This is a genomic window from Pseudoalteromonas sp. NS-SX12 (assembly GCF_057367955.1).
This window is the reverse complement of record NZ_CM170634.1, coordinates 1,145,774-1,166,574: the sequence shown is the minus strand read 5'-3', so window position 1 is coordinate 1,166,574 and position 20,801 is coordinate 1,145,774. Positions and strand designations below refer to the sequence as shown.

Genomic DNA, 20,801 nt, shown 5'->3' with positions numbered 1-20,801 from the left:
GCTTTAAAAGGTTTTCTTTCTATCAGAAAGTCACTGTATAGTTCAATGTAAACTCACGACCCTTAAGAATAGTCATTGCTGGATATGAGAAAATATTGAAGTATGGATGACCTTGCTCTGATGCATCTGCACGAGCACCTGAATCAAATAAGTTATTTACACCTAAACGAACACGGTTGCTATCATTTACATCATAGTTAATACCTAAATTATAAATGAATAAAGGCTTATAACGCTTCTCTTCAACTTGTGTCCAATCATCAGCATCAACATCGTTAGGTAGTGAACCATAACGGTATTGAACTAACGTGAAGTACCATTCATCAGTAGTCCAAGAGAAAGTATTAGTAACTTTTGAACGGAACTCATCGTTGTAGTAATCATCACGATATTCTTCATCGATCTCGTCACCTGTGAACCATTGGTTCTTAGTTTCAAGAACGTGTGAATACTCAGAACGTAGACCAAACTCACCGAAACCATCAAATTCATGCGTGTATTCTAGCTGCATATCGAAGCCAGTTTGCTCACGCATCGCCGCGTTAATAAAGCTTGAACGGATTTCGTCTACTTTATAAGACGTATTAAAGCCTGTTGAACCATAGCGATCTATACGTGCAAATGCTTCTGCACAGTATGCACTGTTTTGATCTTCGTCACCTGCCAGACAGTCACGCTCTGCTCGCATGATACGGCTGTTTGGATACGGACGTACGGCATCTTCCATAAGAATATTGTAAAGGTCAAATGTCATACTTAAGTTATCCATTGGCTCCCATACAAAACCAATAGTAAGCGACTCACCCGTTTCTTCTTTAAGATTTTTCTCACCTGATGACACGCCAAATACAGTGTAACTTTCTGTAAAGTCTTGTGTACAAGTGGTTGTTAAACTAGCAATATCGGCATTCGGAATTAAAATACCGTCTAAGTTACCCGCTGCAAGTGCTTCACATGACTCAATTAATGCGTAATCAGTAATACTTGAGTATGAGCCTGAAGGATCTTTAAATACGTTATGAAGGTCTGGTGCACGGAAAGTTGTACCCCAGTTAGCTCGAAGCAGAAGCTCTTCAACAGGACGGTATTGTAAACCAACTTGATAAGTCGGTGCACCGCCTACATCTGTATCATCATTATAGTTATCGTAACGAGCAGCTAGATTCACATCAAATTGCTCTGTTACTGGAATTGAAAACTCAAATGCAACTGCTGTTCTGGCACGATCACCTTCACCTTCAGTGCCTGTCAAGTTAGCCCAACCTTGACCTTCTTTTAAGAGTGTACGAGGGTGTACATTGATATCATACTCTGACTTCTCATATTCAACTAGTGCTGAGAATGCAACCATACCAGCTGGTAATTCAAATAAGTCACCTGTAATGTTTGCACCTGTCGTCATCGTACTAGCATCAGACTTTGAACGGTTATTATCAAAAATTTGATTAAAACCATCTTCTGTTAACGGAGTAAACCATCTATCCCAATTAATTGAAGGCGCACCGGTTTCAGCGTCATAAGCTACAAAATAATCTGAAGCAGCTTCTTTTTTAGCAATATACTCTGACTGTTCATCTTTTGATAAACTGTAAGTCGCATAAACTTCATATTCGAAGTCTTCAAATACAACTCCTGACATCGATACCGTAGCGTTTATCATTTGCTCGTCGAATAATGCGCGATTGCCTTTACCATGCATCTCTTCTTCTTGCCAAGTACGCTGCAGGTAATTATATTGGCCATCACCTGGTGTATAAAAATAACCATTACCTAGGTAGTTAGGGCCATCTTGAATTTCATCACGTAAGAATTGAGTACTCCACCATTGAGTGCTCTTACGCATAGCGTCAGAAGTCCAGTAAAGTAAGTCAGCACTTACTTGATGGTCATCATTAATTTCATATGTACCATTTAGATATACAGATGAATTCTTACGTTCATTAATTAATGTTCCGTCTCCGCTTCCATCTCTACCACAGTAAAAACCACGGCTAGGACGGTTAGCATGCTGTAAATCATCAAACTGATCACATGCTTCTTTGCCTGGATCGATATATTTCCAACCACCGTCGTATTGCATCGCCATTAGCGTACGTGGCATAACTAGAGCATGCTCAGGATAATCACTAATGTTAGATGGTCTATCAAAACGATCATCTAGCCAAGCACGCTCTTTACCTTCAAACATTTCTTGATAAGTATGATCAAGTGCAAGCGTCCAACTAAAGTCATCACCCTCACCACCTGTTACAAACGAGATAGCTTTAGAACCTGCTCCACCAGCACCAGTTTCAGAGCCACCGATATTAAGAGTGCTTTCTTCGACACCAGATTTAGTGATGATGTTCATTACACCCGCAATTGCATCTGAACCATAGATTGCAGATTGACCACCCGTAACAATATCAATTCGTTCAACAGCAGCTAGTGGAATAGTAGCTAAGTTAAACACATTGTTTTGACCATTAAATGCACGAGGGTAGTTAGCAACTCGCTTACCGTTTAAAAGAATTAATGTACGGTTTGGACCTAAACCTCGGAAGTTTACAGTCTCAGCGTTCGATGTAAATCCGCCAAACGCTTGACCTTGGTTAGAACCAGTAGCTGCGCTTAGTGACTGTATAGCATCATATGCTGTTGTAAAACCTTTGTCATTCAAGTCTGCTGCTGTAATACTTAGTACAGGTGCTGGACCTTCCATATCGGTACGTTTGATACGTGAGCCAGTAACTAATACTCGCTCAACTTCTTGTTCTTCCGCTTTTTCTTCTTCGGCTGCTACCGCACCAAAACTGGTAATAGCGCCTGCAAATAGCGCAGATTTTACGCTAAGTGCTAATAAATTTAATTTTTTCAAAATGAGATTTCCCTGAAGTTTTCTAAATGTTGTTTGTAACAAATTACATATTAATGTTTTTCTTTGGACTTATTTGTAATTCGAACATCATTGTTTTAACACAAAAATTACAAAACTTAATAACTGTTCGACAAACAACATTATGCAAAACTTATTGTAAACAAATATAAATAAAACATAAAACCATTAAAAAACATAAGCTTACCCAAAATAAATTAGTAAAATTAAATTTACACATAAATTCAACGTTTACATTCATTTACACTTCGTATGAAATTGTTGATGTTACTAGAGGATGGTGAGGGCGTGTTAAAGGTTTAGAACGATAGTTTAGAGTAGGAAAAACGTAATTTTAGCAAGGTAACTCAAACGTCACCTTACTAAAATGTAAAAATTTAAACTTTAATTAACATCAACGATATATTTCAACTTTACGAAACTTAGCCGCATCGATTATTGCCCATAAGTGGAAAATACCGCCAATGATTGCTGGAACGACAAAAAACCATAAAGCGTAGCCACCAAATACAACAATCGCAAATATCAGTGCCGCGCCAATGCGCCCTTGTACCAACTGCCCAAGACCTGGGAAAAACACGTTACAAATAGCTGCGATTACATTGCCTGCTGATCCTTGTTCTGCCATATAAACCTCTCAAATTTCCAATTTATTTAATTTAAATCAAACTCTGTGCCAAATATATATTAATATAACTTTCAGTGTGTTAGCTTAATTTCGTATCTTGCTAACAATTCATTATTAGTAAGATTGACTAAAATAGAGCTAATTACACTAAATATGGAGCTTGCCATGAAATTAACATTTATCGGGGCAGCAAGTACAGTTACAGGTTCAAAACACCTACTGGAAGTAAACAACCTAAAGATCTTAATTGATTGCGGCCTTTACCAAGGCATAAAAAACTATCGCACTCGCAACTGGCAAGCTCTTCCGTTTGATGTAACTAAGTTAGATGCCGTTTTATTAACCCACGCGCATATCGACCATTCGGGTTATATTCCGCTTTTATACAAGCAAGGATTTAGAGGCCCTATTTTTTGCTCTCACGAAACACTAAAACTGTGTGAGGTATTACTGCCTGATGCGGGTTTTTTACAAGAAGAAGACGCAAAATATGCAAATAAAAAGCGCTTCTCTAAGCACTCTCCTGCTGAACCACTGTATACATTAAATGATGCTAAAAAGTCGTTATCTCTTTTTGTGCCGCTCGATTTTCAACACAATGTCGAAATTTTGCCAAATATAACAATTAACTTAAAGCCAAATGGGCACATTCTCGGCTCTTCAAGTATTGAGTTAAACGCAAACAGTAAAACGTTAGTTTTCAGCGGAGATGTTGGTAGGCAAGATGACCCAATTATGTATCCGCCAGAGCCGATTTCACCCTGTGACTTACTAGTTGTAGAGGCAACGTATGGTGATAGACGTCATACTGCAACCGACACCAAGCAAATTCTCGCCGATGCCATAAATGACACCTTTAAGCGTGGCGGTATATTTCTTATGCCCTCTTTTGCCGTTGGCCGTGCACAGTTAATTTTGCATTTAATCGCTGAGCTGAAAAGAGAGCAGCGCATTCCGAATGTACCGGTTTATCTTAATAGCCCGATGGCAATAAAGGTCACAGATCTTTATGAAAAAGCCCACAAGCACCACAAACTAACAAAAGAACAATGCCAAGCCATTGATGACATGACAGAGTTTGTTAAAACGCAAGAAGAGTCGGAAATGCTCAATAGCCGTAATCTACCCTGTATTATTGTGTCTGCAAGCGGCATGGCAAGCGGTGGACGGGTATTACATCACTTAAAAAGTTTATTGCCAGATGATAAACACACAGTCGCATTTTTAGGCTTTCAAGCAGCTGGCACACGCGGCGAAGCGCTTATTAATGGCGCCGAAAGAATAAAAATTCATGGCGAATATATTGATGTAAAAGCAAATGTTCTAAACCTAGATTCACTTTCGGCCCATGGTGATTATCAAGATATTCTAAATTGGTTGCAGCAAGGCGAAGCATTACCAAAGCAAATTTATATTAACCATGGTGAAGTCAGTGCATGTGACGCAATGCGCTGCCACATTAAGGAGCAACTTGGCATTGACGCCAAAGTGGCTGAGTATTTGGAACAAGTGGCACTTTGAAAACCGAATTTTTAGCCTACCAAGGCATTTATATCGCATTTAATGATAAATTGATGGCAAATGAACATAGCCATCAATTTATTCAAATTAACTTATTGTCGCCACAAGCCAGTATTACTGTTGACCAAAAAACGCTTTCCACAAACTGCTTAATAATTGCAAGTAAGGTAAAGCACACGTTAAAAAGTGATAAACCGGTGATCACCATATTGATTGATAACTTTAGTGTACTGGGTAAAAAGCTAACGCACCTTATTAACTGCCAAAAAAATGAAAACAATGTTTACACCTGCTTTGAACAAGCCAAATCGCAATACCTTTGGCAATATTTTATAGATAAAACAGGCAGCTTTGATTATGCGATGACTGAATTTTTAAATAGTATTTTATGCCACCATGCCCAAGCAAAGCCCCCCACTGATCCGCGTATTGTAAAAATACTTAATCACTTACAACAGTGTGACAGCGCCCAGCTAAATCTTTCACAATTAGCAAAAATAGTTAATTTATCGCAAAGCCGGTTATCACATTTATTTAGTGAGCAAATTGGCATGCCATTTAAAAGTTACCAACGTTACTTACGATTCAAACGCTTAATACCATTACTCGCAAATGGCTTTGATTTAACAAAAGCAGCCCATCAAGTAGGGTTTAGTGATGCCGCACATTTAAGCCGCGAATGTAAAAAGTTATTTGGCATACAGCCAAAGCAATTAAAAGGAACACTAACATTCGAGCAAGTCTAATAATTTAAAATCGTGCTCTATGCCCATAATCAAGCCCGAACCACGCGAGCTCAGCCAAGGTTGAGACAGGATATATAATCCCGATATGTCGGATACTTTATCAAAAATATCTTTATTGCTAGCTTGCTGTGCTAAACAGCTTTCAAGCCAAGAAAAATCATTGTTATAACCTGTGGCAATTATCACCTTATCTATCACTTGCCCTTTAAGTGTTATTGGCTTTTCGCTATTTAACTTATTCAAATTAAAGCGCTTACAAAGTGTTATTCCATCCTTAGCTAACTGATAATTACGACTACCAGTTGCAGGAAATAGGTCTTTCTTTCGCATTTTTTTCGCTAACCAATGCTGCTTTCCCAAACGAGTCAGGCCAAGCTTATCTAACCAAAAGAAAATATCCTTACCCAATAAACGTTGTGGCAAAAATAAACGCGCCTTACCCATAGATAAAAAGAATTGATTCTTTTTAACCAACATTTTTGCCAGTTGCCGGCCACTGGCACCATCACCAATCACTAACCAGTTTTCGTTTTCACATGTTAAGTGTCGATCACCAATAGATTCTGGCGTAAACACTTTACCGTGATAAAAAGAGTTACTATCCAGCTGATGCTTATGAGGAATTTGAAATGCACCAGTACATACAAACAGCATTTTGCTGTGGTAGGTTTCACCATTACTGCAGTTTACTGTGAAGCCATCGGAGTCATTTCGCACATCAACTACTTTACGGCCAAATCTAATATCTAATGACAATGCAGCAGCATATTGTTCAAGATATTCAACAAATTCCTGTTTTGACGGGTACTCGCTTGCGTTGCCAGATATATTCAACCCTGGCACCTGACTATAGCGCCGAGAAGTAAACAAAGTTAACCCTTCATAACGATTTCGCCACGCACTGCCTACAGCATTTGATGCTTCTAAAATAACCGCTTTGTGATAACCCTTTTGCCTCAATAAATAGGCGGTTGCTAAACCAGCATGACCTGCACCAACAATAATTGCTTGTTTCATAACTACTCCAACTGAAAACTCTCAGCTAGAATAAAGGTACAGCAAAACTAAAAATTGAATTTAAACGCTATATGTTTGAAAAATTTAAAATGCATGGCGATGTCAGCCTTAATTGGCAAGGAAAAACGCTAGAAATAAACACAACCGGGCCATGGAATGCTGAGTTTTTTATGCATTTACATGAGCAATTAATTGATATGGTGCGTAATCAGCAAATTACTGATTTTGATGTATTACTTAACATTCATGGCGAGGCACTGCCAACGCCAGACGCACAAAATGCACATATTGAGTTTTTAAAAGCCTCCAGTGCCAAAGCTGTCGCAGTAAATCTTGAACATTGTGTAACAAAGTCGATGACACAACAAGTGTGTGACTATGTTTACCCTACAGCGGGTCTAACACATCAGTGTTTCAACAATAAAGCGCAAGCGCTCAATTGGCTAAGTACGCAAAGCGGGGAATAATAACGCCATTAATGCATTAACCGCCTCTAAACGGGTTTGCTCTTCCATACTAGCAAACCCTAAACGCAGATACTGATAACCTTGCTCGTCACAATTGGTTACTTGTGCGTTAAAGTCATGCTGACATTGAATATATATTCCATGCGCCTGTGCCAACTCAGTAAAACCAGTTAAATCACGCTTGCAACCAAGCCAAATAGCCATGCCCCCATCGGGAACAGCAAAAGTGATCGGGTAACCCGCTTGTTTGTAATTTTCTAACAACAGCACAAGGTGATCTCTGCGCGCTAAATACAATTGTGTCATTTTACGAAGATGTCTTTCAAAGTCCCCTTCGCTCATCCAATTAGCTACTGCTTGCTGTAACACACACTCGGTTTTGTGGTTAATAATTTTTTTACTATTAGCCAAATACTCAATAACTTGAGGGTGAGCCGAAACATAACCTAGTCGCGCGCCTGCAAACATAATTTTTGAAAAAGTTGAGATATAGATGACTCGCCCATCAGGATCATTTGCCGCCATTGGTACTAACGGTGAACAGCGATAATGAAACTCATGATCATAATCATCTTCTAAAATTAAAAAATCATGCTGCTGAGCTAATTGGTATATTTGGCTGCGACGCTGTGGCGATAAGGTCACTGTTGTTGGGTACTGGTGTAGCGGCGTTAAATACAAAAGCTTTATTTTAGTATGCGCTAACACGCGCTTTAAGCTTTCAGGTTTTATACCAAACTCATCTTGTTCAATGGTAATCAGGTTTGCACCATTTGAGCTGAGCGCAGCGCATGCAGGCGGATAACTAAGTTGCTCAACCGCCACATTGTCACCACCCTGTAACACCGCTTGCGCGACAATAAACAATGCTTCTTGCGATCCATTGGTTATTAATATTTCGCCAGATGAAAGACCGCGCGCTCTTACTAAGTATTTTTTTATTTGTTCACGTAATGTTTCATTCCCGAGTGTGCCCTGATAATGCAAGCTGCCCAGGTCTAACTCTTTTAACGCAGTATTTAAATGGCTTTTAAATACCTTCATTGAAAATTGCGTTATATCTGGTAACCCACCAGCAAAATTAAAGCGCACATTGAAATCAGCGTTAGAAAGACTCGCTTTTGGCGATTTAAATAAGTGAGCCAAATTAAATTGCTGAATTTCGTTCAATTCGTTTGGTACACAGCCCTCTACCGGTAAGACCGAAACCACTTGATAACCGATACGCGGTAAACTTTCTAAATACCCCTGCGCCACTAACTCATCGCAAGCCGCCATAATTGTATGACGATTCACATTGAGCTGATTTGCTAAATCTCTGCTTGCCGGCAATCGGTCTTGTGGTTTTAACTGACCCGATAAAATGGCCTCTCGAATACTCGCAGCAATGGCGAGGTATTTCTTTTCATGTGGATTCAATGAAATGGTCAGTAAGCGCATTTAATTTCTGGTCTATATAAATATCAAAAACTGGTTGTTAACGTTATACCAGATTTATTTTTTAATACACCTCATTAAGCATGAAAAATTTGGAATGAGGTCACCATGCAACAATTAACACAAACACAATTTGAAACTAACAAAGTCATTTTGCAAAAGCTGCAACACCACCATTTAGATGATTTATTACAAGCAGGGAAAAACCCGAAAATTTGGCAATATGTACTTAGCAATTACTGCAAAGACAAAGATACGCTTGAGCATTGGTTTAATGAAACAGCACAGTACCATGCTGATAAGCAGTTGCCGTTAGTGATTATTGATAAAAAAAGTAATCAACTGGTGGGCAGCACACGCTTATTTGCCCTTGATTTTAATCACGATAAACTTGAAATTGGCCACACGTTTATTACCCCTGAATTTCAACGTTGCCATATCAATACACATGCAAAATACTTACTGTTAAGTTACGCATTTGAACAACTTGGTGCAGCCCGAGTAGAGCTTCGCACTCATGAAAATAACCAAAAATCACGAAATGCCATTGCCCGACTAGGCGCGCAATTTGAAGGCATTGCATGGCAAGATAGAAAGCTGATTGACGGTAGCTATCGTAATAGCGCAGTATTTAGTGTCACTCATATAATCTGGCCAAATGTAAAACAACAATTAGAGGCAAAGTTATAATATGTATCCACCACGCCAATATATTGAAAATGACTTTGCTCGACTGTTAACGCACATTGAGAAGTCTCCGCTGGCAAGTTTGATTTATCAAAACGCGCAAGGCGACATTGAGCTTTGCCACATTCCATTAGTGCTTGATGAAAATAAGCAGCATTTATTGGGGCATATGGCCGCAAATAACCCGCTTGCCAAGCTACTTGCCAAGCAGCCTTTAAACATAAAATGCCTATTTAATGGTGCAGACTGTTATGTTTCACCTAATGATGCTGAAAAGGTCTATTTACCTACATGGCATTACGCAAAATTAGAGATAAAAGGCACGGCACAACCGATTAACAAGCCCTCACAAAAGCGCGAAATAATGGCTTACTCCGTTACGCAATTTGAAGATAAACTGGCAACGCAGTGGCAACTTTCTCAAGTAGATGAGAATGAAATATCGCAATCATTAAAGTACATAATGGTGTTTAAAATAGAGATTACTGAAATCCTTGGTAACTTCAAACTAAGTCAAGATAAGGCAAGCGAAACACGAGAAGAGATAAAACAGAGCCTTTATGCTCGTGGCGATAAAGACTCAGCCGAATTGATATATTAGCGGGCTTTATGAATGCGCTCTACAAACTGAGAAGAGGCAATTGCTACGATACAATACGCAGTAAAAAACCAAAAGCCGATGCCTAGCTCGGCTTTCATTTTTAACATATCGCCCATTTGCCCATCGGCATTGCCAGCCAAATAAGAAACAATAAGCGCAATCACAAATACGTCGGTCATGCTCCATTTACTAAGCTTAGAAGCAGCGGTATTAAGCAAACGAGTGAGCTTAGTTTTTGCGGGCAATAACACACTGAGTAGCTGCATCAGTAGTTTTAAAAATGGAATGATCACCGCAAATAACCCAACTAATACTGCCACCACATGGTTTTGGTTATTGGCAAGTTCTTCAATGGTACCAACAATACTGCGGGTTTTGCGATAGGCTTCAACTTCACCTTCTAACTTATCAAGACCGAGCATACCCGAAAACATACGAAGCATGCCGCGTGTATTGCCATCACCTTCTTCGGCAAGCATGGTAATACCCACATCCACAATTTTGGCTTTATCAATATTCCCTTGCAGTGTTAACACGGGCTGAGTTACCCCTGGGATCAGCAAGGCAATGCTCACGAGTAATAAAATAACAGCGCTAATTTTTGTTTTCATAATGCTTCTTAAAATTAATTTTCCCGACTTTAACGCAACACACATTGTGCGGCTAATTTGATTTGTTAAAAAGCGTTATAAATCGAAGCAACTTATAATGCAACTAACTCATTTGAAGAACTTATTGCGCTGTTCAAGCCATGGGTTATACGGTCGCCCCGGTGCACTTTGTTGATGGCGCAAAATGGTTTCACTGGTTGTGGCTTTTTCTTGCGAGAACGTCATTTTTGCTGATGGCCCACCCATCATTTTAATTTCTGTTTCACTTAAGCTTCGGCCAGCAAACAACGCTGCATTTAAATACCCTGGTTGGGCTGCCCATGTGCCATCGGTTAGTAATAAGAACTGCTCACCTAACGCAAAGCGTTCAGTAATATTGCGTCCTGTTTTTTCACAGGCTAATTCGCCATTAATATAAACCTTAAAGGTGCCATCAAATGGGGCACTATAAAATACCAGTGCAATTCTGTACCAAGTGTCAGGGAGCATTTCACCACAAAAACCATCAAAGCCAACGCCGCCAGTTGTGCGCTCTCCTTCTATTGATTCAAAGCGGATTTCTGCCTTTTTTTCGTCTTCGATTTCGCTTTCATAATTGAGAGATGTTTGTAATAACGGACGGTATTTCGCCACACTTTCACTTGGCCACAATAAATCCATTACCAGTGAATAATCAGACACCAACCCTTGCTCGACAAAATCACCGTTGGCATCGACGTTATGGCGCACTTTTAAGCCTTCGTTTATTTTAAAGCGTGGGAATTTCATAACGGTTGCATCAAAACCAGAAAGACTTGGGATTGATTCTTCAAGTTGCGAAATTTTTTCGAAAATCACCTCATCGCTATAACTTTTACGATCAGGGTTAAACAACTTCATGGTCGATGGACCATAGTCCGCTAAAAATGGATCTTCGCTATTATCAAACTGCCAAAGAGTAATAAATTCATCTTCTTTACAGGCATTTAATTGTGTATCTGTGTCTAAGTGCAAACACTGGCTAGTTCGATAACGGCCATATTCTTCAATCACTCGCCAGCTATCATCTAGCGCAGTGAGGTTTTCAAAGTTAACATCATTAAAAAACAAGGATGAATTTAATGCAGCACCTTTATAAAGTGCCACAGTGTAGGTACTATCCGGATTAAATTGCTGCTCACCAAAGTATTGCCACTGGGGCTGCTGACCCACCATAGATTCTAAATCCGCACCAGACACTTCAACCGAGTAAACCGCATTAAAACCCAATGTATTCGAAGGCTGACGCTCTACCGGAAACGCATCATGTAATTCTTGCTGGGTTACACCACCAGCTTGCCAAGGATACAAGCTAAACGGATCTGCCAAGTCATAAGCCCCCAACAAAACAGCGTCTACTTTGTGAGTAAACATCAGCGCATCGGCTAGCACTTTTTCAATATCATTGCGGTCGGGGTAATTTTCAGAAATCGCCACTTTATAGTCTGGGTCTTCTAAATAGGTTTTAACGATTTCTGCTATTTTGTTATCAAGCGGTTCATGAAATGTATTGATATCTAAAGTATCAATTTGAATTTCATCATTTTCAAAGCGCACCGGACGTGACGTTTTATCAAATAAATTAAATTCGATATCAATCACGGTTGCGCCCATGCCGTAAATATCCGGTTCAATCACAATCGATTGATTGTCGTTATACCTATGGATTTGCGGCTTATCATGGCTATGACCACCAAGAATTAAATTAATCTCAGGTACATTTTGCGCAATGCGGTCATCCACCCAACCTAAATGGCTCACCATTACAAGGTAATCAACTTGTTCACCATAAAAGCGCACTAAACCTTCTGCGACTTCGGTAAACTCATAATCCATTACAAAGTTATCAATAAAGTCTGGTAGTGGGCGTTCTTTGTATTCTTTATCAAGCTCATTCCATGGACCTGAGGTCATACCCAAGAAGCCAACTTTGACACAACCAACATCAATAATGCCAAATTTATGTGTAGCAAAGCCTTGTGCTTTTTCACCAACATATTGCGTATTTGAAGCAAGTACCAGTGCGGTTTCATCTTGTGCATACGCTAATAATTCATCTTCTCCCCAAGCATAATCATGGTTCCCCACCACTCGAACATCAAATTCCATAGCCTGTGTCGCTAGAGATGAGGCCCTACCCATTGATACTTGCTCAGCCACATTGCCTTTCTCGTAATCATCGCCCCCGTTGGTAAAAACAGTGTAAGGGTTTTCTTCAAGTGAAGTTAAATGCAATGATTTCAAACGGCTGTATAAGCGCTCTTTATAGCCGAAGCGAGAATGCAAGTCAGCAACATGCACAAAACGAATCGTTTGTTGTACAGCAGCTGTATCACAGGCTGGGCCAATGGATTTAAAGGTAGAAACATTCGGTAATTTACGAATGCCGTATATACCTAAGTGATAAATTTCAGCGCTAATAAAATTACCTTCTATGCGCGAATTAAAATTAGGTACCCATGTATTGTTAACAAGTCTAGCCAGTACATATTGCTGGTCCGCTTGATAATCACTTGGTAATGGAATTGTCAGATCCGCTTTATCAAATAATGCGGTTTCAATTGGTGTTATCGAATACACTTTCGAAAGCGAATTTTGCGCATCGGGAAAGGCTTGCGATTGCGCTACATCAACTGACAGTGTCAAGCTATCGGCAACAGCTCCAGCCTCAACATCTAAAGTGCCTGTATTATCAAAGCGAATTACACCACCAGCACTACCAACCGGAACAGGTGTTTCTGCGGCATCTTCACTGACTGATTTACTGGTTTCCCCTTCACCCACACAGCCCAACAACATCAGTGTGCTAAATACACATAGCAATACTCTTAAATACACTTCCTTGCCTCACACCTTGATTAACATCAATAAAAACCAACAAGCGGTTAATTTAACAACAATTATTGAAAATATTACATCACAGCTAATAATAAAATCCCAGATTAAAAGAATTAAATTATCTTAAAATGTAAAAAAGCCGATGCTAAATAACATCGGCTTTTATAACCATCACACTCAATTACACAGTTAACTCGTTACACCGCTTGCTGAATAATCACTTGCTCAGCTTTTTTAGTATAGTGCGGCATTCTATGAAAATTTAAGTACCGGTATGTATCCGCAGCTGTTGCATTTATCATTGTCGCGTACTCTTGGTACTCAGCTGGCGTAGGTAATTTACCTATAATTGCAGCTACTGCAGCAAGTTCGGCTGATGCTAAAAATACATTTGCTCCCGTACCTAAGCGGTTAGGAAAGTTACGTGTAGAAGTAGACACCACGGTAGATTGGTCTGCAACTCGCGCTTGGTTACCCATACATAACGAACACCCTGGCGTTTCAATGCGCGCCCCTACACGACCATAAATGCCATAGTAGCCTTCGTCGGTAAGCTGATCACGGTCCATTTTGGTTGGTGGTGCAATCCACATTCGCGTTGGTAATTGGCCTTTAAAATTATCAAGTAACTTACCCGCAGCACGGAAATGGCCGATGTTTGTCATACACGAGCCTATAAACACTTCATTGATTTCTTCGCCTTGCACCTCTGATAACAGACGCGCATCATCTGGATCGTTTGGCGCACATAAAATGGGCTCGTTAATTTCTGCTAAATCAATCTCAATGATATGGGCGTACTCTGCGTCTGCATCCGCTGACATAAGTTCTGGATTTTCTAACCATTCTTGCATTTTGGTGATTCTGCGCTCAATAGTACGTACATCACCATAGCTTTCTGTGATCATCCACTTAAGCATAACAATATTCGAGTTTAAGTATTCTTCGATTGATTGCTGTGAAAGCTTCACGGTACAGCCCGCCGCAGATCGCTCTGCTGATGCATCAGACAGTTCAAATGCCTGCTCAACGGTTAAATACTCCAGCCCTTCAATTTCCAAAATTCGCCCTGAGAACTCGTTAACTTTGCCTTTTTTCTCTACCGTTAATAAGCCTTGCTGAATTGCATAGTAAGGAATGGCATGTACTAGGTCGCGTAACGTAATGCCCGATTGCATTTCACCTTTAAACCTTACTAGTACTGACTCCGGCATATCGAGCGGCATCACTCCCGTTGCAGCGGCAAAAGCAACCGCACCAGAGCCTGCTGGGAAAGAAATACCCAGAGGAAAACGTGTATGTGAATCACCACCCGTTCCCACGGTATCAGGCAACAGCATTCTGTTTAGCCACGAATGAATAATACCGTCACCGGGGCGAAGCGATACCCCTCCTCGATTCATAATGAAATCGGGTAATGTATGATGCGTATTTACATCAATTGGTTTTGGGTAGGCAGAAGTATGACAAAACGACTGCATGGTTAAATCTGCTGAAAAGCCTAAGCATGCTAAGTCTTTTAGTTCATCACGTGTCATTGGGCCTGTGGTGTCTTGTGAACCAACAGTCGTCATTTTCGGCTCACAGTACTGACCAGGGCGTACACCTTTAACGCCACACGCATTGCCCACCATTTTTTGCGCGAGCGTGTAGCCTTTGCCAGTATCGGCTGCAGCTGCCGGTTTACGAAATATCGTTTCTTGATCAAGACCAAGTGATGTTCGTGCTTTATCGGTTAAACCACGGCCAATTATTAAAGGAATACGGCCGCCAGCTTGCACTTCGTCAAGGATCACCTCTGATTTAAGCTTAAAGTTGGAAATCACCTCATCGCTACCAAAGCGTTTAACAACGCCTTCATATGGGTAAATATCGATTTGGTCACCCATATTTAATTCATCAACGGGCAGTTCAATTGGTAATGCGCCTGAGTCTTCCATGGTATTAAAGAAAATAGGGGCAATTTTACCCCCTAAACATACTCCTCCAACCCGTTTGTTAGGCACGAATGGAATGTCATCGCCCATAAACCAAAGCACTGAGTTAGTCGCGGATTTACGAGAAGACCCCGTGCCTACCACATCACCTACATACGCAAGTGGTAAACCTTTTGCTTTTAACTCTTCAAGTTGAGAGATAGGACCAATCTCACCCGGCTTTTCTGGTTTTATACCTTCACGCTCGTTTTTAAGCATTGCGAGCGCATGCAGTGGAATATCTGGACGTGACCATGCATCTGGCGCTGGAGATAAATCATCAGTATTGGTTTCGCCTGTTACTTTGAACACAGTAACAGAGATTTTCTCGGCAACAGCGGGCTTGTCGGTGAACCACTCAGCATTTGCCCATGACTCAATCACTTGTTGCGCATATTTGTTACCCGCTTTTGCCTTTTCCTCTACATCGTAAAACGCATCAAACATTAGTAATGTTTTGGATAACCCTTTTGCCACAATAGGCGCTAACGCTTCGTCGTCTAGTAATTCAATCATCGGGGCAATGTTGTAACCACCTAACATGGTGCCCAGTAGTTCAGCGGCATATTCTTTTGTTATCAATGGCGATGATGCTTCACCTTTCGCGACCGCAGCTAAGAAACCCGCTTTTACGTATGCCGCATCGTCAACACCTGGCGGTACACGATTAACGAGTAGATCTAAAATAAATTCATCTTCACCTGCCGGTGGGTTTTTAATTAATTCGATAAGTTCAGCGGTTTGCTGTGCATCTAACGGTTTTGGCACAATACCTTGGGCTGCACGCTGTTCGACATGTAAACGATATTCTTGAAGCACAATAATACCTCCTTGGTGACGTGAAATACCTAACATGGCTTGAGTATTTGAACGACTTCAAACACTTTAATAAACTGTAGCACTTTAATTAAAAGCGTCAGGTATTGGTTAGTTATTCACCTTTAGTATAAGGGTTTTATATTACGATCCAAGGCCAGCATGTTTATGCTTATCATAAGTTGCATGAATAGGAAGGAGTTAAAAATTAACTTTTATGAATGATGAACGCCATTGCTGTTCAATTAAATTATATTCTTCAGAAGCATGTAAGCTCGCTAAGCTTTGCTGTAAACGCTCAACTAGCTGTTTATCAGATCCTTTACTAAGAGCAACATACAACTGAGGAGTACGCCCTAAATCAACAACAGGCACAAAATCGTTTAAATCAAATGCCATTTGCTTACTAAGCGCAATTAAATTGTTTTTCTGTAATACAATCGCATCTACGCGCTGTTCTTTTAATGCGTTAATTGCTTCAGGCCAATGCCTGACCTTCATTACGTTTTTTTCAGGCCACTGATAGCGTGCAACAATTTCATCCATAATGTAATCATCTCTTGCGACGACTAAGGTTAGATTTTGCATTGACTGAGTCGTGACGTTTGCTTGTTCACGTGCTTTCAATTGCCATAAAAACAACGAACTTTTGCTTTGTAGCATTGAGCTATTTGGAAAAACCGGCCCAATCCACTCAAAACTACTTTCACGTTTTTGCGTTCGGCGCATTGAGTAAATTAATACGTTTTTTTCTGTGGTAGCAATATGATAAGCACGGGACCAAGGCAATACTAAATGCTCAGTGGAGATTTGCTCTCGGCGCAGTAACGCCTTAACAATATCGACAGCAACGCCATCGAGTTTTTCCCCTGACTTAACCTGATAAGGAGGAAAATGCTCTGTAACAACCATTTCAAGTTCAACAGCACATACGCGGGTAGCCACAAATACAACAATCAGTAATAAAAAGCTAACCCCTGTCCAACGTCGCCACATCGCATATTCAATAAAAAGAAGACAATACTGTTAGTCTAGGTGAGTGCTAGCGTAAATAAAAGTGTGCCGATTAAAGGAAATAAATAAGCGATGATGCGATTAGGCATACGATATAAAAAAGCGCTACTTGGGTTGCTAGGATCAACAAAAATAAACACTTCTTGGTTATTCTCAAGCGCCGTTAAGCAAGACTTATCGTAATCAACAATCACGCTATGTTTGGTTTGTTCAAAACAGTATTGCAGCATCATTTGTTTATCTTTAAAGCTATGAAATGGCATCAAATCTTGTAAGCCAACTAAGGTGGCTTTTTCAATCGCGCAAGCGCGCCAAGAGCGTTTTCGTTGACGGCACAAAAAATAATATACCCAAGGCTCCAAGCCCCAAAGTAATATTAACCCGCCAACTAATAACAGCTCTAATTTCATGCCTATTCCCAACTTAGTTAGATAACTTATAAACGAGATTAGCAGCCACAAGATCGCTAAGTGCCGTACCTACCGATTTAAATAGAGTGATGCTACTTTCTTGCTGTCTGCCTAAAACGCGTTTAGCACATAAATCGGCTAATTCACCTTTTATTTGCTGTTGGCTAAACGCTCCTTCAGCCATTGGAATTAACAACTCGCCCGCTTCATTTAATACGTTTGTTAAGCCATCCACGTAAACCTCACTTTGTGTTACCGTTTGCGTATCACACTCTCGGCAATGTTTATGATGGTTACCGATTAGGTCAATATGCGTACCAGCACTGACCCAGCTACCATCAAACAGTGGCTCAGGTGAACCTGTAGCACAACTAATTGTGCAAGCACTTGCAATCGTTTCTTTATCAGATTGCCCAGCAACAAATGCAACGTGACTAAATTCGCTTTGTAACTGGCTAATCAAGCTATCTACTTTGTCGCGATTACGGCCAATAATAGTCACTTTACGGTAATTGCGAACTGACAAATGCGCTTTAATCATATAACTGGCAAGGTTACCGCTACCAAAAAACACTAAATGTTCAGCATCTTCACGTGCTAGATAGCGTGCTGCCAGCGCCGAAACTGCAGCGGTGCGCCAAAGCGTCACACTTGTGCCATCCACCAGCGCAAGCGGTACACCATGCGCTCGGTCAAACAACATAATTTTTGAATATAAAGATTCAAAACCCGCCTCGCCATTTTGCGGGAAATAAGTAAAGGATTTCACCCCAATTACCTCTTCATCCCAAGCAGGTAAAACGGCAAATGCATTATGAGAAGGATCACCCGGCTGTAATTCAAACACTTGTCGCTGTGGCATTAAAAAGTTGCCAGCAAAGCTCGTATTAAGTGCATTAATTAAGGCATCAAACGTCAGGCTAGATAACACCTGTTCTTTTTCAATTATTTTCATGGCGTATCCACTTAACGTCTTTCAGGTAAAATCATTTGCTTAGGAGCATGAGTCAGTAACTTATAGCCATTTTCAGTAACCAAAATATCATCCTCTAAACGTACACCACCAAAGTTTGGAATATAAATTCCCGGTTCAATCGTAATGACATTACCGGCTTCAAGATGGTAATCACAATTTGGTTTTATAATTGGAAATTCATGTAAAAATAATCCTACGCCATGGCCTAACCCTTCACCTGCATACTCAGCAAAGCCCGCATTTTCAATTACTCGATGGCTTGCTTTTAAAGCATTAGTTGCAGCAGCACCTGCAACCACTTCAGCCATAGCAGCAGCCTGTGCATCTGCGACAGTTTGATAAACCAATTGTTGTTTTTCACTGGCTTCGCCATAAATATAACTGCGCGTCATATCAGAACGATAACCATTAATTACTGCACCAAAATCTAAGGTAATAAAATCTCCAACAGCGAGTTTGCGCTCCCCTGGCATACCATGTGGTAAAGAGGTGCGCTCGCCAAATAACAAAATCGTGTCAAAGCTCATGCCATTTGAGCCGAGCTTTTGCATGCGATATTCAAGCTCAAGTGCAATATCGCGCTCACTGGCTCCCGTTTTAAAATAAGGCAAGGTTTCATTCAGTGCTTGGTCGGCAATCGCTGCTGCAAGCTCAATTTGCTTTACTTCCCAATCATCTTTTACAGAGCGCATACGTTCAACAACACCTTGTATTGGCGTTAATTGTGCAACTGACAACTCTGCATTTATTGCTTGCCAAGCCCCAACATTAATATGATCAGCTTCAAAACCTAACTTAGCGCTTTTGTCAATAAGGCGATTAAAGCAATGGCCTAACGCTTCGTTATCACGGTCTCGACAAATGACTTCAAAGCCTTGGCTTTCATTTGTGGCTTGCTCTGCGTAACGGTAGTCAGTAACTAAATAACCACTATTTTGATTAATCACTAAATACGCGGCATGGCCGCTAAAACCAGATAAATAGCGAATATTCTCGTAGCCAAAAATCAAAGCGCTATCGAGTTGTGAACAGGTTAATAAACTGCGAAACGTCGCTTGGCGTGATAAAAATGAGGTACTCATCGGAAAATAAATCCTGTGTTTAATGCATCGTTCTGATCAAAATAAAAAGTGTTTTTACCCACCACATTAGCGTTCCCACTCACTTCTGGGATCACCGCCATGTAATCACCATATTCTAGTGTATCAACTACCTTAACGCTGAACTGTGAGCCTAAAATACTTTCAATCACAATCTCTTGTTGTGCTTCAATTTCGTTTTTAGCAAAGTGAATTGCTGCTCGGCCTGCCACACCCGACCCTGTTGGGCTGCGATCTAACTCACCTTCAGCAAAAATACACACATTGCGGCTATGCGAATCTGGGTGTTCCATTTGGGTATGCGAAACAAAAATAGTACCGTATAAGAAGCTTAAGTCAGTTTCAAAAGGGTGGTTAATGTCGGTGCTGGCAATCACCGCCTGTTTAATACGCTTACCCCAATCAATAATTTGATTACTGTTATCTTGCTTAAGAGACAAACCAATGGCATCCGCATCAACATAGGCATAAAACGCGCCGCCGTAGGCTAAGTCAAAAGTCACAGTTCCTATGCCTTCAACTTCTATTTGCTGTGCTTTTAGCGCTAAGAATGAAGGCACGTTTAAAAAACGAATATCGTTAATTTCACCATTTTTAACGGTTACCGATGAGCGAATTTGACCACAAGGCACATCAAAATTAATTTGATTAACGCCTTCTTTTTTGTGTATTACACCTGCTTCAATTGCCGCTTTAGATAGGGCAATAATGGCATGACCGCACATGGTGCTGTAACCTTCGTTATGTAAAAACAGCACACCCAAGTCACTGGTATCGCGCTCCGGTTCAACAATCAATGCGCCATACATATCTGCGTGACCGCGAGGTTCAAACATCAAGCCTTTTCGTAAATCATCATGATTAGCTAAACAATCCTGACGTTTTGCTAAAATGGTGTCGCCTTTTAAACTAGGAAACCCCGATGTAATAATGCGTAACGGTTCACCACCTGTGTGCATTTCTAGTGTGGTAATTTGCTGCATTGCTTTGCTTGGTTGCCAATTTGCAAACGCATTTGTGTTCATATTTAGCTTTCTATATCGAAATCAATATTTGCATACAA

General features: G+C 40.5%; 17 protein-coding genes. 5 read left to right on the top strand and 12 right to left on the bottom strand.

Features of this window, described 5'->3' with window-relative positions; translation table 11 throughout:
• Nucleotides 1-22 precede the first annotated feature (22 nt).
• Both AC2IOM_RS05540 and AC2IOM_RS05535 read right to left on the bottom strand, forming a co-directional pair.
• Nucleotides 23-2,857: a TonB-dependent receptor plug domain-containing protein gene (locus tag AC2IOM_RS05540; protein WP_486359355.1), complete on the bottom strand. Its 2,835-nt coding sequence runs from the start codon at nt 2,855-2,857 to the stop codon at nt 23-25.
• 412 nt (nt 2,858-3,269) lie between these two features.
• Entirely contained in the window at nt 3,270-3,503 is a 234-nt protein-coding gene (locus AC2IOM_RS05535) for a hypothetical protein (protein WP_010561556.1), read from the bottom strand.
• Nucleotides 3,504-3,668: 165 nt separating this feature from the next.
• Here AC2IOM_RS05535 and AC2IOM_RS05530 point away from each other — a divergent pair, with 165 nt between their 5' ends.
• A complete protein-coding gene (locus AC2IOM_RS05530) occupies nt 3,669-5,024 on the top strand; it encodes an MBL fold metallo-hydrolase RNA specificity domain-containing protein (protein WP_486359354.1) in 1,356 nt (451 codons plus the stop codon).
• Nucleotides 5,021-5,770 (top strand): helix-turn-helix domain-containing protein, encoded by a 750-nt coding sequence (locus AC2IOM_RS05525; RefSeq protein WP_486359353.1) that lies wholly within the window; start codon nt 5,021-5,023, stop codon nt 5,768-5,770. Before AC2IOM_RS05530 ends, AC2IOM_RS05525 begins: the two co-directional genes overlap by 4 nt.
• Here AC2IOM_RS05525 and AC2IOM_RS05520 read toward each other — a convergent pair.
• Nucleotides 5,750-6,787, bottom strand: a complete 1,038-nt coding sequence (locus AC2IOM_RS05520) for a flavin-containing monooxygenase (RefSeq protein WP_486359352.1) — start codon at nt 6,785-6,787, stop codon at nt 5,750-5,752. The genes AC2IOM_RS05525 and AC2IOM_RS05520 overlap by 21 nt on opposite strands.
• A gap of 71 nt (nt 6,788-6,858) precedes the next feature.
• Between AC2IOM_RS05520 and AC2IOM_RS05515 the strand changes: the two genes are divergently transcribed.
• Entirely contained in the window at nt 6,859-7,254 is a 396-nt protein-coding gene (locus AC2IOM_RS05515) for a hypothetical protein (protein ID WP_486359351.1), read from the top strand.
• On the opposite strand, the gene pdxR is transcribed toward AC2IOM_RS05515, so the two are convergent.
• Nucleotides 7,231-8,694 carry a MocR-like pyridoxine biosynthesis transcription factor PdxR gene (pdxR, locus tag AC2IOM_RS05510; RefSeq protein ID WP_486359350.1) on the bottom strand — a complete coding sequence of 488 codons (1,464 nt, stop codon included), beginning with the start codon at nt 8,692-8,694 and terminating at the stop codon, nt 7,231-7,233. The two genes, AC2IOM_RS05515 and pdxR, sit on opposite strands and share 24 nt — an antisense overlap.
• A 105-nt stretch (nt 8,695-8,799) precedes the next feature.
• Between pdxR and AC2IOM_RS05505 the strand changes: the two genes are divergently transcribed.
• Nucleotides 8,800-9,381 (top strand): GNAT family N-acetyltransferase, encoded by a 582-nt coding sequence (locus tag AC2IOM_RS05505; RefSeq protein ID WP_138629537.1) that lies wholly within the window; start codon nt 8,800-8,802, stop codon nt 9,379-9,381.
• Between the two features lies 1 nt (nt 9,382).
• On the top strand, nt 9,383-9,979 hold the full coding sequence (locus AC2IOM_RS05500) for an FMN-binding negative transcriptional regulator (RefSeq protein ID WP_486359349.1): 597 nt from the start codon (nt 9,383-9,385) through the stop codon (nt 9,977-9,979).
• Here the strand turns inward: AC2IOM_RS05500 and AC2IOM_RS05495 are convergent.
• The 8 genes from AC2IOM_RS05495 to AC2IOM_RS05460 all read right to left on the bottom strand — a co-directional run bounded on the left by AC2IOM_RS05495 (nt 9,976) and on the right by AC2IOM_RS05460 (nt 20,763).
• A complete protein-coding gene (locus tag AC2IOM_RS05495) occupies nt 9,976-10,590 on the bottom strand; it encodes a paraquat-inducible protein A (RefSeq protein WP_486359348.1) in 615 nt (204 codons plus the stop codon). The genes AC2IOM_RS05500 and AC2IOM_RS05495 overlap by 4 nt on opposite strands.
• 108 nt (nt 10,591-10,698) lie before the next feature.
• Nucleotides 10,699-13,446: a metallophosphoesterase gene (locus AC2IOM_RS05490; RefSeq protein ID WP_486359347.1), complete on the bottom strand. Its 2,748-nt coding sequence runs from the start codon at nt 13,444-13,446 to the stop codon at nt 10,699-10,701.
• Between the two features lie 197 nt (nt 13,447-13,643).
• On the bottom strand, nt 13,644-16,241 hold the full coding sequence (gene acnB / locus AC2IOM_RS05485) for a bifunctional aconitate hydratase 2/2-methylisocitrate dehydratase (RefSeq protein ID WP_486359346.1): 2,598 nt from the start codon (nt 16,239-16,241) through the stop codon (nt 13,644-13,646).
• A 198-nt stretch (nt 16,242-16,439) separates the two neighbouring features.
• The gene (locus tag AC2IOM_RS05480) at nt 16,440-17,234 is read right to left on the bottom strand and encodes a substrate-binding periplasmic protein (protein WP_010561545.1); all 795 of its coding nucleotides are present in this window, start codon (nt 17,232-17,234) and stop codon (nt 16,440-16,442) included.
• Between the two features lie 35 nt (nt 17,235-17,269).
• Nucleotides 17,270-17,662, bottom strand: a complete 393-nt coding sequence (locus AC2IOM_RS05475; protein WP_486359345.1) for a hypothetical protein — start codon at nt 17,660-17,662, stop codon at nt 17,270-17,272.
• Nucleotides 17,663-17,675: 13 nt separating this feature from the next.
• Nucleotides 17,676-18,617, bottom strand: a complete 942-nt coding sequence (lhpI, locus tag AC2IOM_RS05470; RefSeq protein ID WP_486359344.1) for a bifunctional Delta(1)-pyrroline-2-carboxylate/Delta(1)-piperideine-2-carboxylate reductase — start codon at nt 18,615-18,617, stop codon at nt 17,676-17,678.
• 11 nt (nt 18,618-18,628) lie between these two features.
• The gene (locus AC2IOM_RS05465; RefSeq protein WP_486359343.1) at nt 18,629-19,720 is read right to left on the bottom strand and encodes a M24 family metallopeptidase; all 1,092 of its coding nucleotides are present in this window, start codon (nt 19,718-19,720) and stop codon (nt 18,629-18,631) included.
• The gene (locus AC2IOM_RS05460; protein WP_486359342.1) at nt 19,717-20,763 is read right to left on the bottom strand and encodes a proline racemase family protein; all 1,047 of its coding nucleotides are present in this window, start codon (nt 20,761-20,763) and stop codon (nt 19,717-19,719) included. The genes AC2IOM_RS05465 and AC2IOM_RS05460 overlap by 4 nt, the downstream gene beginning before the upstream one ends.
• Between the last annotated feature and the right edge of the window lie 38 nt (nt 20,764-20,801).

Excerpts from the sequence above, each read along its gene's own strand:
- AC2IOM_RS05535 (WP_010561556.1), bottom strand. The coding sequence starts at position 3,503 with ATGGCAGAACAAGGATCAGCAGGCAATGTAATCGCAGCTATTTGTAAC.
- AC2IOM_RS05530 (WP_486359354.1), top strand. The coding sequence starts at position 3,669 with ATGAAATTAACATTTATCGGGGCAGCAAGTACAGTTACAGGTTCAAAA.
- AC2IOM_RS05520 (WP_486359352.1), bottom strand. The coding sequence starts at position 6,787 with ATGAAACAAGCAATTATTGTTGGTGCAGGTCATGCTGGTTTAGCAACC.
- AC2IOM_RS05515 (WP_486359351.1), top strand. The coding sequence starts at position 6,859 with ATGTTTGAAAAATTTAAAATGCATGGCGATGTCAGCCTTAATTGGCAA.
- pdxR (WP_486359350.1), bottom strand. The coding sequence starts at position 8,694 with ATGCGCTTACTGACCATTTCATTGAATCCACATGAAAAGAAATACCTC.
- AC2IOM_RS05505 (WP_138629537.1), top strand. The coding sequence starts at position 8,800 with ATGCAACAATTAACACAAACACAATTTGAAACTAACAAAGTCATTTTG.
- AC2IOM_RS05500 (WP_486359349.1), top strand. The coding sequence starts at position 9,383 with ATGTATCCACCACGCCAATATATTGAAAATGACTTTGCTCGACTGTTA.
- AC2IOM_RS05495 (WP_486359348.1), bottom strand. The coding sequence starts at position 10,590 with ATGAAAACAAAAATTAGCGCTGTTATTTTATTACTCGTGAGCATTGCC.
- AC2IOM_RS05480 (WP_010561545.1), bottom strand. The coding sequence starts at position 17,234 with ATGTGGCGACGTTGGACAGGGGTTAGCTTTTTATTACTGATTGTTGTA.
- AC2IOM_RS05475 (WP_486359345.1), bottom strand. The coding sequence starts at position 17,662 with ATGAAATTAGAGCTGTTATTAGTTGGCGGGTTAATATTACTTTGGGGC.
- lhpI (WP_486359344.1), bottom strand. The coding sequence starts at position 18,617 with ATGAAAATAATTGAAAAAGAACAGGTGTTATCTAGCCTGACGTTTGAT.
- AC2IOM_RS05465 (WP_486359343.1), bottom strand. The coding sequence starts at position 19,720 with ATGAGTACCTCATTTTTATCACGCCAAGCGACGTTTCGCAGTTTATTA.
- AC2IOM_RS05460 (WP_486359342.1), bottom strand. The coding sequence starts at position 20,763 with ATGAACACAAATGCGTTTGCAAATTGGCAACCAAGCAAAGCAATGCAG.